Origin of the sequence: Methylobacillus draconifructus (assembly GCF_045984355.1) — a bacterium.
Lineage (GTDB): Bacteria > Pseudomonadota > Gammaproteobacteria > Burkholderiales > Methylophilaceae > Methylobacillus > Methylobacillus flagellatus_A.
Map to the genome: position 1 here is coordinate 283,524 of NZ_JBJQII010000001.1, position 13,248 is coordinate 296,771.

General features: G+C 60.2%; 12 protein-coding genes. 6 read left to right on the forward strand and 6 right to left on the reverse strand.

Annotated features, from left to right (window positions below):
• Window positions 1-10: 10 nt before the first annotated feature.
• Window positions 11-1,036, reverse strand: a complete 1,026-nt coding sequence (locus ACJSDX_RS01430) for a LacI family DNA-binding transcriptional regulator (protein WP_407993168.1) — start codon at window positions 1,034-1,036, stop codon at window positions 11-13.
• A 207-nt stretch (window positions 1,037-1,243) separates the two neighbouring features.
• On the opposite strand from ACJSDX_RS01430, the gene ACJSDX_RS01435 reads away from it, so the two are divergent.
• The 6 genes from ACJSDX_RS01435 (at window position 1,244) to ACJSDX_RS01460 (ending at window position 9,052) form a co-directional block, all read left to right on the forward strand.
• On the forward strand, window positions 1,244-2,383 hold the full coding sequence (locus ACJSDX_RS01435) for an ABC transporter ATP-binding protein (protein ID WP_407993169.1): 1,140 nt from the start codon (window positions 1,244-1,246) through the stop codon (window positions 2,381-2,383).
• Window positions 2,380-3,645: an ABC transporter substrate-binding protein gene (locus tag ACJSDX_RS01440; RefSeq protein WP_407993170.1), complete on the forward strand. Its 1,266-nt coding sequence runs from the start codon at window positions 2,380-2,382 to the stop codon at window positions 3,643-3,645. Before ACJSDX_RS01435 ends, ACJSDX_RS01440 begins: the two co-directional genes overlap by 4 nt.
• Window positions 3,642-4,553, forward strand: coding sequence for a carbohydrate ABC transporter permease (locus ACJSDX_RS01445; protein WP_407993171.1), 912 nt, complete (start codon window positions 3,642-3,644; stop codon window positions 4,551-4,553). Before ACJSDX_RS01440 ends, ACJSDX_RS01445 begins: the two co-directional genes overlap by 4 nt.
• Complete coding sequence (locus tag ACJSDX_RS01450) at window positions 4,553-5,371, forward strand: carbohydrate ABC transporter permease (protein WP_309566119.1); 819 nt, start codon at window positions 4,553-4,555, stop codon at window positions 5,369-5,371. The genes ACJSDX_RS01445 and ACJSDX_RS01450 overlap by 1 nt, the downstream gene beginning before the upstream one ends.
• A gap of 85 nt (window positions 5,372-5,456) precedes the next feature.
• Window positions 5,457-7,745, forward strand: a complete 2,289-nt coding sequence (locus ACJSDX_RS01455; protein WP_407993172.1) for a TonB-dependent receptor — start codon at window positions 5,457-5,459, stop codon at window positions 7,743-7,745.
• 2 nt (window positions 7,746-7,747) lie between these two features.
• The gene (locus ACJSDX_RS01460; RefSeq protein WP_407993173.1) at window positions 7,748-9,052 is read left to right on the forward strand and encodes an LLM class flavin-dependent oxidoreductase; all 1,305 of its coding nucleotides are present in this window, start codon (window positions 7,748-7,750) and stop codon (window positions 9,050-9,052) included.
• A 729-nt stretch (window positions 9,053-9,781) separates the two neighbouring features.
• Here the strand turns inward: ACJSDX_RS01460 and ruvA are convergent.
• From ruvA to ACJSDX_RS01485, 5 genes are all read right to left on the reverse strand, one after another.
• Window positions 9,782-10,366, reverse strand: coding sequence for a Holliday junction branch migration protein RuvA (gene ruvA / locus ACJSDX_RS01465; protein WP_407993174.1), 585 nt, complete (start codon window positions 10,364-10,366; stop codon window positions 9,782-9,784).
• On the reverse strand, window positions 10,363-10,905 hold the full coding sequence (gene ruvC, locus ACJSDX_RS01470) for a crossover junction endodeoxyribonuclease RuvC (protein ID WP_407993175.1): 543 nt from the start codon (window positions 10,903-10,905) through the stop codon (window positions 10,363-10,365). Before ruvC ends, ruvA begins: the two co-directional genes overlap by 4 nt.
• A complete protein-coding gene (locus ACJSDX_RS01475) occupies window positions 10,905-11,630 on the reverse strand; it encodes a YebC/PmpR family DNA-binding transcriptional regulator (protein ID WP_407993176.1) in 726 nt (241 codons plus the stop codon). Before ACJSDX_RS01475 ends, ruvC begins: the two co-directional genes overlap by 1 nt.
• Window positions 11,631-11,795: 165 nt before the next feature.
• Window positions 11,796-12,713 carry a DMT family transporter gene (locus ACJSDX_RS01480; protein ID WP_309566113.1) on the reverse strand — a complete coding sequence of 306 codons (918 nt, stop codon included), beginning with the start codon at window positions 12,711-12,713 and terminating at the stop codon, window positions 11,796-11,798.
• Between the two features lie 150 nt (window positions 12,714-12,863).
• Window positions 12,864-13,244, reverse strand: coding sequence for a YybH family protein (locus ACJSDX_RS01485; protein WP_309566112.1), 381 nt, complete (start codon window positions 13,242-13,244; stop codon window positions 12,864-12,866).
• Window positions 13,245-13,248: the final 4 nt, after the last annotated feature.

Sequence of the window (13,248 nt, forward strand, 5' to 3'; positions counted from 1 at the left end):
CAACTCATTGTTAAGCGCTCTCGCGCGCAATCAATTCACAGTCCAGCAGGTTGAGGTGCTGCACCGGGCCATCCGCCGGCGTTTCTCCCAATGCCTGCAATACGCGCAAGGCGGCAACCTCGCCGATCTCCCTCGCGGGCGGGCGTATGGTGGTCAGGCTGGGCAGCAGCATTTCGGAAAAAGCATAATTGCCGAAGCCGAAAATGGCGCAATCCTCGGGAAAGCGCTTGCCGGCCCGCAGGCCAGCCAACATGCCGCCCGCAGCCAGGTTGTCGTTGGCGAACACAATGGCTTCGGCAGGCTGCTGGCGCAATAGCAGGGAATTGACCGCCTGCCGGCCCGCCTCGAACGGGTCGGCCTGGGTGGGAACGAACACCCAGGGCTCCAGGCCATATGCGTTCATGCGCGCAATGTAGCCATCACGGCGGTCAAGCGCGCTCAAGTCGCCTATCAGGCTGTTCTGCACATAGGCAATGCGCTTGTACCCCTTGCCATGCAAATACTCCACCGATTGCCGGCCAACCTCCACATGCGAAAACCCCACCTGCACCGGCTTGCGCTCCGGCACGTAGTCCCAGGTTTCCACCACCGGCATGGCGGCCTTGGCGATCAGCCTCTCGGTTCCCTCGGAATGATACTGGCTGGTCAGCACCAGCGCCGCCGGCGACCAACCGAGGAAGGCACGCACCGCGCTTTCCTCCTTTTCCATGGAGAAATAGCTCGACGCCAGCAACAGCTGGTATCCATGCCGGTTCAACTCATCGCTGAAGCTCTGGATGGTGTTGGCAAAGATGGGCCCCGAAATATTGGGAATCACCATGGCCACAATGCGGCCCCGGGTCGAGGCCAGGCCGCCCGCGGCATGGTTGGGCAGGTAGTCCAACGCCGCCACCGCCTTGGCGATGCGGCCCCGCAACACTTCGGACACGATTTCCGGCTGCTTGAAATACCGCGACACGGTAATCGATGAAACGCCAGCCAGTTTCGCCACGTCATGCACGGTGGCCCTGCCCAGTCCCTTGCGCTTACCCGACATCGGCAACCGCCCATTTATAACTTTTATAAATATTGATTTTCATTTTAATTCTTTGACAACATACAAACACTTGCCCGAACATTCGAATGTTACCGGTAACATCATTGAGATTATCAGTGTTTTCAAAATTTTCAAAACATTTGTATTTTATTCAGGAAAAGCCTCGCCTGGATATATCGAAGTCGGCTTTCATGCAGGCAAGTATCCATGGCAAAGCTTAGCCTGCAACGCCTGGGCAAGCAGTTCGCCCATACGCGCATCCTCCAGGAGATCGACCTGGACATCGCCTCAGGGGAATTCATTGTGCTGGTCGGCCCTTCCGGTTGCGGCAAGTCGACATTGCTGCGCATCCTGGCAGGCTTGGAAGAAGCCGACGAAGGGCAAGTGATCCTGGATGGCCGCAGCATCAACCGCCTGCCGCCGCGTGAACGCAACATGGCGCTGGTGTTCCAGGACTATGCGCTCTATCCGCACAAGACAGTTTACGACAACCTGGCGTTTGGCCTCATCATCCGAGGCACTCCCAAGCAGGAAATCCAGCAGAAAGTGCACGCCGCAGCGGATCTTTTGCAGCTGACTCCCCTGTTGCAGCGCAAGCCCGCCGCGCTTTCAGGCGGCCAGCGCCAACGCGTGGCGATCGGCCGCGCGCTCGTACGCGACGCCCAGCTGTTCCTGTTCGACGAGCCGCTCTCCAACCTGGATGCCAAACTGCGCACGGAAATGCGCATGGAGATCAAGCGCCTGCACCAGCGCATCGGCAAGACCATGATCTACGTCACGCATGACCAGGTGGAAGCCATGACGCTGGCCGACCGCATCGCGGTGATCAATCACGGCCGCATCGAGCAATTGGGTACGCCGGCAGAAATCTACCAGTCTCCCGCCACCACCTTCGTGGCCGGCTTCATGGGCTCCCCGCCAATGAACCTGCTAGACCTGCCGCTACAATGGTCTGCCGATTATCGATCCGCCTTTATTGCCGGGCAATCGGTGCCCGTCAATCACCTGGAGATCGAGCCGGAACAGCAGATCACCCTGGGCATCCGCCCTGAGCACCTCCATATCGATGATGCCGCCCTCAACGGCCAGGCGGCGCTGCGCCTCAACGCCGCCGTTGAATTGATCGAGCCGCTGGGCGCGGAGACCATTGCGACGCTGCGGCTGGAACAATTAACCGCGAACCTCGGGCAATACACGGTGCAGGCGCGCCTGCCCGGCCACCAGACGGTATCCCCCGCACAGCAACTGCAAATCCATGTAGCGCATGCCAACCTGCACTGGTTCGACGGCGAACAAGGCACGCGCATTGCCACTCGCCAAACCGGCAACATGGAGCCAGCGGCATGAGCCTCCCGCGCACACTTCGGCTCATTGCCTTCATCCTGCTCGTATCCTTCTCCGCTTCTGCGCAGGCGGAAACGGTGCTGCGCGTCTTCATCGGCGGCGCGGCGCAACGCCCAGACCTGTTCCGTACGCTTGCCGACCGTTATGAAGCTAGCCATCCTGGCATCCGCATCGAAATCGGCAGCGGCGCGGCCACCTCGGAGCTGCAGCGCAAATACCTTTCCGTCCTGCTCAATGCGCACGACCCCAGCTTTGACGCCTTGATGCTGGATATCGTCAATCCATACCAATTCGCCACCGCTGGCTGGATCGCCCCGCTAGACCCGTATTTCGGCAAGGAAAAGCAAACGCTGCTCACCGACGGCTTGCCCATCTACCGCCAGACTAACCTGATCAAGGGCAGGCTCTACACCCTGCCCGCAGTGACCGACGCCATGTTCATGTATTACCGCAAGGATCTGCTGGCGCAATACGGCATTGCGCCACCGCAAACCTGGCAGGAGTTAGAAAAAGCCGCGCAGACCATCCTGAAGCAAGAGAACAATCCTGCGCTGCAAGGGCTTTCCATCCAGGGAGCGCCGATCGAAGGCACGGTATGCAGCTTCCTGCTGCCTTACTGGAGCCAGGGCAAGGACATTCTCGACAGCAACGGCAAACTGGCATTGGACAAACCCGCGGCATTGCGCAGCCTGCGATTATGGCAAGGCCTGATCGACAAGAACGTGATCCGCCGTCACGTGGCCGAGGTCAAGACCGGCGACACCGTGAACACGTTCAAGGCCGGCAATGCGATCTTCGCCATCAATTGGGGCTTTGCCTGGGGCGTGTTCCAGAACGATGCTGACTCGCGCGTCAAAGGCAGGGTCGGCATCATCCGCATGCCGGCGGTGCAAGGCGGCGAGCATGCAACCTGCCTGGGGGGATGGCAGTGGGCGCTCTCCAATTATTCGCGCAACAAGGCGCAGACGGCCGACTTCCTGCGCTTCCTGGCGTCGCCCGAAAGCGTGCGCTTCATTACCCTGCAAGGCGCATTGCTGCCGCCTTACCTTTCGCTCTACGACGATGCGGAGGTCCAGGCCGTGATCCCCTGGCTCAAGGATGCCAAGCCGGCGTTGCTGGGTGCCAAGCCTCGCCCATTGACCGCGCGCTATGCGCAGGTGTCGGACGTGCTGCGCATCTCGACCTCGGCCGTATTGGCCGGATCATTGACGGCCGAGGAAGGCCTGGAAGACATCAGCCGCCGCCTGGAAAGGATATTACGTTGAGCCTGCGCGCATTTTTCAACCAGCGGCGAGACCAGCCTAGAGACGTCAGTGAGTCATCGCTAGCATTCTGGCTGTTGCTGCCTGCGGCGCTACTGCTCGCCCTGATCGTGGTCTACCCGGTAGCGAAAGTCATCCACGACAGCCTCTATTCCATCAGCCTGTTCAGCGAGAGCGGCCCGGTTTTCGTGGGCATCGCCAATTATGTCGACGCTTTGCGCGACCCGGATGTCTGGCGCGCCGTGCGCTTTACGATTGCCTTGTGCGTGGTCACTGTTCCCGGCGCGCTGCTCGTCGGGCTCGGGCTGGCGCTGCTCGCCAACCGCGAATGGAAATGGCGCTGGCCCGTGCGCCTGGCATTGCTGCTGCCTTGGGCCTTGCCGCTTGCATTTTCCGGCATGATTTTCGCGTGGTTCTTCAATACGGAATACGGCGTGGTCAACGACCTGTTGCGACGTGCAGGCCTGGCCCCGGTCTCCTTCCTGCTGATACCGCAATGGGGCTTTCTTGCGATCTGCGTCGCCACCATCTGGAAAACCTCTTCCTTCGTCGCGCTGATTCTGCTCGCAGGCCTGCAGACCATCCCGCGCAGCCTGTACGAAGCCGCGGCGATGGAAGGCGCCAGCCGTTGGCAGTCGTTCCGTCACGTCACCCTGCCGCTGCTGATGCCGGCCATGATGGTCGCACTGATCTTCCGCACCATCAGCGCCTTGCAATCCTTCGACATTCCCTATGCGATGACGCAGGGCGGCCCGGCGCGCTATACGGAGACCTTGTCCATCCTGATTAATACCACGGCCATCGAATACATGGATGTCGGCTACGGATCCGCCCTCGCGGTGCTGCTGTTCCTGTTGTCCATGGCCGTCAGCTCGGTCTATCTGCGCAAGCTCTACAAGGGGGCGCTGTAATGCTGAAGCTCCCCTTGCGCTGGATCGCTGCCGCCGTGCTATTGGCAAACGGTTTCTTCCCCGCCCTGTGGATATTGCTGACCTCGTTCAAGCGCGATGCCGAGCTGGCGCAAACCCCGATCACCTGGTGGCCGCAGCACCCCACCCTGGGCAATTACGTGCATGCGTTCAGCGACCAGCCCTTGCTGCTGTTCCTGGGCAACAGCTTCGCGGTGGCCTTGCTTTCCACCCTGCTGACCTTGTTCGCGGCCACCGGGGCCGCCTACGCGCTCACCCGGCTGCGCCTGCGCCGCCGCGGCCTGATCCTCACGGTACTGGTCGCGATCGCCATGTTCCCGCCGGCGACATTGCTGGTGCCCCTGTTCGAGATCATGCGCGGGCTGGGCTTGATCAACACCTACGGCGCACTGGTGCTGCCTTACGCCGTGCAAAGCCTGCCGGTATGCACGCTCGTGCTCGCGAGCTTTTTCCAGCAGGTGCCCAAGGACATCGAGAACGCGGCGATGCTGGACGGTTGCACCAGGCTGCAGGCGCTCTACCGCATCGTGCTGCCATTGTCCGCCCCCGGCGTGTTCACGGCCGGCATCCTGGCTTTCGTCAATGCCTGGGACGAGTTCCTGCTGGCGCTGGCGCTGAATGCCGCGCCGGGCAGCCGCACCCTGCCGGTCGGCATCCTGCTCTACCAAGGGGAGTTCACCTTTCCATGGCCGGTGATCTCAGCCGCACTGGTGGTCGCCATCGTGCCGCTCGCCATCCTCATCATCCTGTTCCAGGAACGCGTCATCAGCGGGCTCACCACAGGAGGCATCAAGGGATGAGGCATTTCTTTCCATTCCCCTGGTTTCCCGACAACGGGTATCAGGCTGACTACATCATTTTTACGACTAAATTAGGGGAATCTGCATGAAACCACACCACACTCAATTGCAACAGTTCCGGCGCCGGGGCATCAGCCTGGCGCTCGCTTCCGCACTGCTGTCCGGCGGCATCCCAGCGGCATTTGCCGCCGAAGAAACCGCCGAAGCCGAAAGCAAGCAAACCTCGGGCGATCAGGAGGCGCAGCCTGCGCTCGGCACGGTCACCGTTACCGCTACCCGGCGCGAAGCCAGCCTGCAATCCATTCCCGTCGCCGTATCCGTGCTGGACGGCCGCAAACTGGAGCAATCCAACCTCAACAGCATCCAGACCATCGCCAACGAGGTGCCCAGCCTGACCTTCCGCCAGCAGGGCGGCAACAAGGACTCCTCCATCCTGATCCGCGGCGTGGGCACCATTTCCACGTCGCCCGGCATCGAGCCTACCGTCTCCACCGTGATCGACGGCGTGGTCTATGCCCGTCCGGGCCAGGCCACGCTGGACCTGCTGGACGTGGAGCGTATCGAGGTCTTGCGCGGCCCGCAGGGCACGCTGTTCGGCAAGAACGCCTCGGCAGGCGTGATCAACGTGGTGACGCGCGAACCCAGCGCCGACCCACATGCCTATGTCGATGCCTCCTACTATGAAGGCGGGGAAAAGCGCATCCGCTTCGGACTCTCCGGCACGCTGGTGCCTGACCTGCTCTATGCCTCCATCAACGGCCTATGGGCCGACTACGACGGCAATGTGAAAAACGTGATTGGCGGCAATCTCAACGGCTATGAACGCGAGGGCGCCCGCGCCAAGTTCCTGCTGACGCCGAACGAGGACCTCGACATCACCCTTATCGCCGACTACACGCATGGCACCAACAGCGTCCCAGGCGCCAGCGGCGTGCCTTACAGCTCCAGCAACGCCGCATTCAACCAAGGCATCAGCCCCGTCAATGTAAGCAAAGGCAACCGCAGGGTGTATACCGATGGCAAGAGCGAAGTCACCGATACCAACCAAGGGGTTTCCGCACAGGTAGACTGGCGCTTCAACGATTACACATTGACGTCCATCACCGCATTCCGGACCTGGGACAACACGCAAAACACGTCCACGTCGCAAATCGGTAACAACTACGATCCGCTCAGGATTACCGGGGACTATCCTGCCACTCGCGACCGGGGCACTGTAGATTCAAAGCAGTTCTCGCAGGAAATCCGCATCGCCTCCCCCAAGGACCGTTTCCTGGAATATGTGGCAGGTATTTACTACCTAAAGGGCGAGACCGATGAAACGTACCAGCGTAGCGGTACTAACAACGCCGGCACCAATTTCATCGGCCGCGCCGATTACAGCATCGACAGCGACAGCGTGGCCCTGTTCGGCGAAAGCACGCTGAACTTCACCTCGGATTTCCGCGGGATTGCCGGCCTGCGCTGGACGCACGACGAGCTGTCATTCGACCACGTCCGCAACTCTCCTGTCACAGGGCCCGGGGTGCAAGTCAGCCAGCCGCTACGCAAAGGCGACACTTCGGAGAATGCATATTCAGGGCGCCTGGGACTGCAGTACGACCTGAGCAGCGATATCACCACCTACTTCACATATTCGCGTGGATACAAGGGGCCTGCCTACAACGTATTCTTCAACATGAACCAGGCCAATGGCGATACGTTGCCGCTCGACCCGGAGACATCCAACTCCTTTGAGCTGGGTCTCAAATCAGCTTATCTGGACAATCGCCTGATTTTCAACGTAGCGGCGTTCTACACCAAATACAAGAACTACCAGGCGAATTTCTTTGACGTCGTCAGCGGCACCGTGGTGACGCGGCTGGTCAACGCCGGCGATGTCTCCACCCGCGGCATCGAGTTCGACGCTACCGCCAAGCCGACTTCCAGGCTGACGCTTGCAGGCTCCCTGGCCTACGTCGATGCAAGAATCGACCAATTCAATTGCCCTGCCAATGCCGCGGCCTCTTGCGCAGTGAATGGAAAACCGTTGCCGTTCTCCCCTGAGTTCAAATCGGTCGCCCGTGCCAACTATGCGATTCCGTTGAATGGCGGCTACGTGATCGATATTGGCACAGACTATACCTGGCAAAGCAAGCAGCAATACAGCCTCACCCAGACCAAGGATACGATCCAGGAAGCCTACGGCATCTGGAACGCCAGCGTGGCCCTGTCCACCCAGGACGGATGGCGCTTCGCGCTGGTAGGCCGCAACCTGCTGGACCGTTCCTATGCGAGCAACCTGGTCAGCAATGCCAACTCCACTTATACGCTGCGCTACGTCCCCCGCGACGATGCCCGCTATTTCGGCGTCCAGGTCAGAAAGGACTTCTAATCATGAGCCAACCCCGTCAACTCAGCCTGGGCGCGTTCCTCATCCGCAACGGTCACCATGTCGCAGGATGGCGCTACCCGGACAATGTGCTGGATGACGACCCGTTTGCCGTCTACAAGGAAGCGGCACTCCTGGCGGAGGCAGCGCATTTCGATGCGGTGTTCTTTGCCGATGCCGTGACCGCCGCGGCAGGCCCTGCAGGACTGGAGCCGCTGACATTGCTGAGCGCGCTGGCAGCGGTGACCAGCTGCATCGGCCTGATCGGCACTGCCACCACGACGTATAACGAGCCCTACCATATCGCCAGGAAATTCGCCTCGCTCGACCAGATTTCTCGCGGGCGCAGCGGCTGGAACCTGGTCACCTCGGACAATGCATCGGAGTCGGCCAACTTCGGCCTGCCGCAGCATGTTTCCCATGCCGAGCGCTACGCCAGGGCACGGGAGTTCTATGAGGTGGTCACCGGGCTTTGGGATAGCTGGGAAGAGGACGCGTTCCTCAACGACAAGGAGAAAGGCGTCTGGTTCGACCGCAGCAAGCTGCATGCCCTTGACCATCACGGCCCGCACTTCGATGTCGCCGGCCCGTTGAATGTGCCGCCCAGCCCCCAAGGCAGGCCTGTCATCGTGCAGGCGGGCGGCTCCGAGACAGGAAGGGAGCTGGCGGCGGAAACGGCGGAAGTGGTGTTTACGGCCCACCCCACGCTGGATTCGGCCCAGGCTTTCTATCAAGACCTGAAAGGGCGTATGGCAAAATACGGCAGGCAGCCCGACAGCCTCAAGATCATGCCTGGCATCTTCAGTATCGTGGGCAGGACGCAGGCCGAAGCCGAAGCCAAGTTCAACAAACTGCAGGAACTAGTGGACCCCGAATCCGGCCTGGCATTACTCGGACGCATGATCGGTAATTTCGACCTGTCCGGCTACCCGGTGGATGGCCCGCTTCCGGCATTGCCGCTGACCGACAACGGCCAGCAAAGCCGACAGAAACTGCTCACCGAACTCGCCCAGGGAGAAAACCTGACCATCCGGCAGCTCTACCTGCGCATTGCAGGTGGGCGCGGCCACCTGACCGTCGTCGGCACCCCGGAAACGGTCGCCGACAATATCCAGGAATGGTTCGAGCAAGGAGGTGCTGACGGCTTCAACGTCATGGCGCCCTGGCTGCCGGGTGGACTGCGCGACTTCACGGAACTGGTGGTGCCAGAACTGCAGCGGCGTGGCATTTTCCGTACACAATACCAGGGACGTACTTTGCGGGAGCACCTAGGTTTGGAGAAACCAGTAAACAGGTATAGCAAAGCCTGATAACGAATCAACGGCTTTCTCCCGATGAGCAACTTGAATGCCTGGCAATTATCGCCAGGCATTTTTTCCTACTAAACCACAAAACTCACACTCACCAAACAAGGGCGAGCGCAGCGATGCCAAGTGTGGGGTCGACCTTGAATTCCCCGTCTGGCTGCGCCGAGTAGCGCAGCTTTTAATGAAAACAGGACTGGCGTCTGTCTGAGCGCAGCGAGTTCAGCCAGTCCCCATTAAAAGCGAGCAACGCAGGTTGCCCGGAACAACGTTCCGGGTCGCAGACAATCGGGTCGCCTTTCCTTTGGCGAAGCAAAGGAAAGTGACTCGCCCGTCAGGGGCGAAACCCATCCTCCCGCCAATCGTAGTATTGATGAAGACGGAAAATCGTTGAGCTTGATGGGATTGGGATGTTGAAGGAAGAATGGTCTTGACCACTGTTGCAGACCATTGGCCCGTTGCCTTTCGCTTGTCAGCGAGTCCCTTTATTTTGCTTCGCCAAAATAAAGGAACCAAACAAAAGGCGACCCCGGAGTCTGCGCCGGGAGCAAGCTCCCGGTCCCCTGCGTTGCTCAATCTGTCTGGGCGCTTGCTGAACTCGCTACGCTCAGACAGACGCAAGCTCTTGATCCAGACAGATTTGCGCTACTCGGCGCAGCCAGACGGGGAATCCAACGTCAAACCCGCACTTGGCTTCGCTACGCTCGCCCTAAAAGCTGCTGAGGTATTTTAGCTTTATGTTTTAGAGAGCGACTTGAGCGAGAGCTTGATGCCTTCGGCGACCGCAATGTCGGCAGGAAGCTGCTTGACCGCAGCCAGGGCCTCGCGCTCGTTGTAACCCAGCGCCAGCAAGGCATTGAGCACGTCGCCGCTGGCCGACTTGGCTTGGCTGCCGCCGGCCAACGCCGTGCCGCCGTCGATGGAGAACTTGTCCTTGAGTTCGAGCAGGAGGCGCTCGGCGGTTTTCTTGCCTATGCCAGGCACCTTGGTCAGCAAACCAGTTTCCTGCAAGGCTACTGCCTGGGCCAGGTCGTCCACCGACAGCCCGCTCAGGATAGCGAGCGCTGACTTTGCGCCTATGCCGTTCACTTTCAGCAATTGGCGGAAGGTGGCGCGCTCCTGGTCGCTGCCGAAGCCGTACAGCAATTGTGCGTCTTCGCGCACGATGAACTGGGTAAGTAGCACCACCTTTTCGCCGGTGGCAGGCAGGTTGTAGAAAGTGCTCATGGGCACTTCGCACTCATAGCCCACGCCGTTGCAGTCGATCACCACCTGGGGTGGCGTTTTCTCGACGAGGATACCGCTCAATCTTGCAATCATATCAACCTGCCGCCCTTTACCCTGAATCCTGCCGTTGCCAGTTTACCCAAGCCCTGCCCGCCATGCGCGTGGCAAATCGCGCAAGCCAGCGCATCTGCCGAATCCGGCCTCGGGACCGCGGGCAGGTTGAGCAGGCGCTTCACCATTTCCTGCACCTGGTCCTTGGCCGCGTGGCCGTTCCCCACTACCGACTGCTTGACTTGCAAGGCGGTGTATTCCGCCACCGTGAGGTGGTTCAGCACCAGGGCGCTGATTGCCGCACCCCTGGCTTGCCCGAGCAACAAGGTGGATTGCGGGTTGACGTTCACGAATACCTTTTCGATCGCCGATTGCTGCGGCTGGTAGGTCGCAATCACTTCCGCCAGGCCGTCCAGGATGATCTTGAGGCGCGTCGGTAAATCCTCGATTTCGCTGCCCTTGCCGGTCGTGGTCTTGATGGTGCCGCTCGCCACGTAGGCGAGCTTCTCGCCCGCCTTCTCGATCACGCCGAAGCCTGTCAAGCGCAGGCCGGGATCGATGCCGAGGATGCGTACGGTCATTACTCCTCGATCACTGCGGTGGTATAGACTTCCTGCACGTCATCGAGGTCTTCCAGCGCGTCCAGCAGTTTCTGCATCTTGGCTCCCTCGTCGCCGCTGAACACGGTTTCGTTGTCCGGTTTCATGGTCACTTCCGCCAATACCGGCTTCAGGCCCGCCGCCTCCAGCGCTTCCTTCACCGCAGTGAAATCGCCCGGCGCGGTGATCACTTCGATACTGCCGTCCTCGTCGGTAATGACATCTTCCGCGCCGGCTTCCAGTGCCGCTTCCATGACTTGATCTTCGCTGGTGCCCGGTTCGAACACCAGTACGCCGCAGTGCTTGAACATGAAGGAAACGGAACCGTCCGTCCCCAGGTTGCCGCCGTTCTTGCTCAGCGCATGACGCACATCGGCCACGGCGCGCTGCTTGTTGTCGGTCAGGCAGTCGATGATGATGGCGGCGCCGTTGATGCCGTAGCCTTCGTAGCGGATTTCCTCGTAATTGACGCCCTCAAGCTCGCCCGTACCGCGCTTGATCGCGCGGGTGATATTGTCCGCGGGCATGTTCTGCTCCTTGGCTTCCGCCACGGCGGCGCGCAGGCGCGGATTGAAATTGATATCGCCACCGCCCATGCGGGCAGAGACGGTGATTTCCTTGATCAGCTTGGTGAATATCTTGCCACGTTTGGCATCCTGGCGACCTTTGCGGTGCTGGATGTTGGCCCATTTGGAATGCCCTGCCATTTGTAAAATCCTTTGATTGCGAATTGTGCAAAAAACCTCGCGAATTTTACCATATAGGGCTAAGCGAAAATATGCGTGCGTGAATAGCGATTGCTATGTTGGATCGGCATCAAAACGGATGCATCCCGTCGAAATGACATCCGTGCTGTCCGCTTGATATGCCGGTCAGTCCTGACCCATTGCCGGGTCGACTTCTTCATGCCGCTTCATGCTGTGCAATGAAATGATCAGCAAGGAAACCCCGATCAGCGCCATGCCGATGACTTCCCCCTGGCTCGGCTGTTCGCCAAGCTGCAGCCATGCCGCAAGCACACCGATTACGGGGGCGAGCAGTGAGGTCATGCTGGCGATGCCTGCGGGCAGGTGCTGCAGGGCATAGAGCCAGAGCAGCCAGGCCAATGCGTTGCATAACACGGCGTTGAACAAGACGGCGCCGATGAAATTGACGCTCCAGTCTATTGGCGGCGCGGGCACGATGAAGGCGACGGCCACCAGCGGCAGCGAGCCGAACAGCATTTGCCATGCGGTCAGCGACATGAGGTCGAGATCGGGAACGCGCTGGTGCAGCTTCTTGGCGACGATCACGGAAACCGCCCAGAACACGCCGCCCAATATCGCCAGCGACATGCTGAACAGGTCAGAGCCCAGGTGCAGCGGATCAAGGATGAACAAGAGGCCCATCACGGAGAACAATGCCGCCAGCCATTGGATGCCGCGGATTTTCTCGCCCAGCAGCGGCCAGGCCAGCACCATCACCCAGAACGGCATGGTATAGGTCAGCACAGCGGTCTTGCCAGCGCCGCCCTCGACCAGGGCCCAGATGATGAGGCCGGTAAAGCCGCAGGTCTGCAGCACGCCGAGCCAGATCAACGTCGGCACTTCGCGCGGCTTGAGCGGCTTGCGCATCAGCACCAGCAACGCAAACAGGCAGACAGCGCCGTAAAACGTCCGCATCGCGCCGAACTGGAACGCGCCAGCATAATCCAGCGCATGCTTCATCACCACCCAGTTGTAACCCCAGAGCATCGCCAGCAGCAGCAAGGCTGCAAAGGCGCGCAACGTGGTCGAAGTTCCCGCTTTCATGTCGATTCCTGGCCCAGGGCCTTAGTTAACAGATTGGAAGAGCAGCTGACAAAACTCAGCGAAGCGTTACTGGCCAGCCGCCCTGCCGCAGGCAATACGTGTGCTACGGCAAGGCAGGACCAAAACGCCAGAAGAGTTTCGTTAGCGGCTCTAATTCCAGATATGGCTCAACAGCTTCCAGTTGCCGTCGGCCTGCTTCTTGTACAACAGGTGCACATTGCCGTTGAAGCTCTGGCGATTGCCTTGCGCGTCAATCGCAGCAGCGCTCCAATGGCCGCGCTGGAAGGCAAGGTTGCCGTCGGATTGCGCATCGATCAACTCCAGCTTGTGGTCAATGATGCCTTGCGCGATCGAGGTCTTCCAGAAGCCCAGCAGCGCTTCCTTGCCGCTGATCTGGGATGCGCCGGCGGGCAGGACCGTGGCGGCATCGTCGTAGAAAGAGGCGACCAGTGCGTGGTCCTTGGCATTGAAGGCGGCATCCCAGGCCTGGTTGAGTTGCTGGGCGGTGGCCTTGAAATCTGAATTCGACATCTTG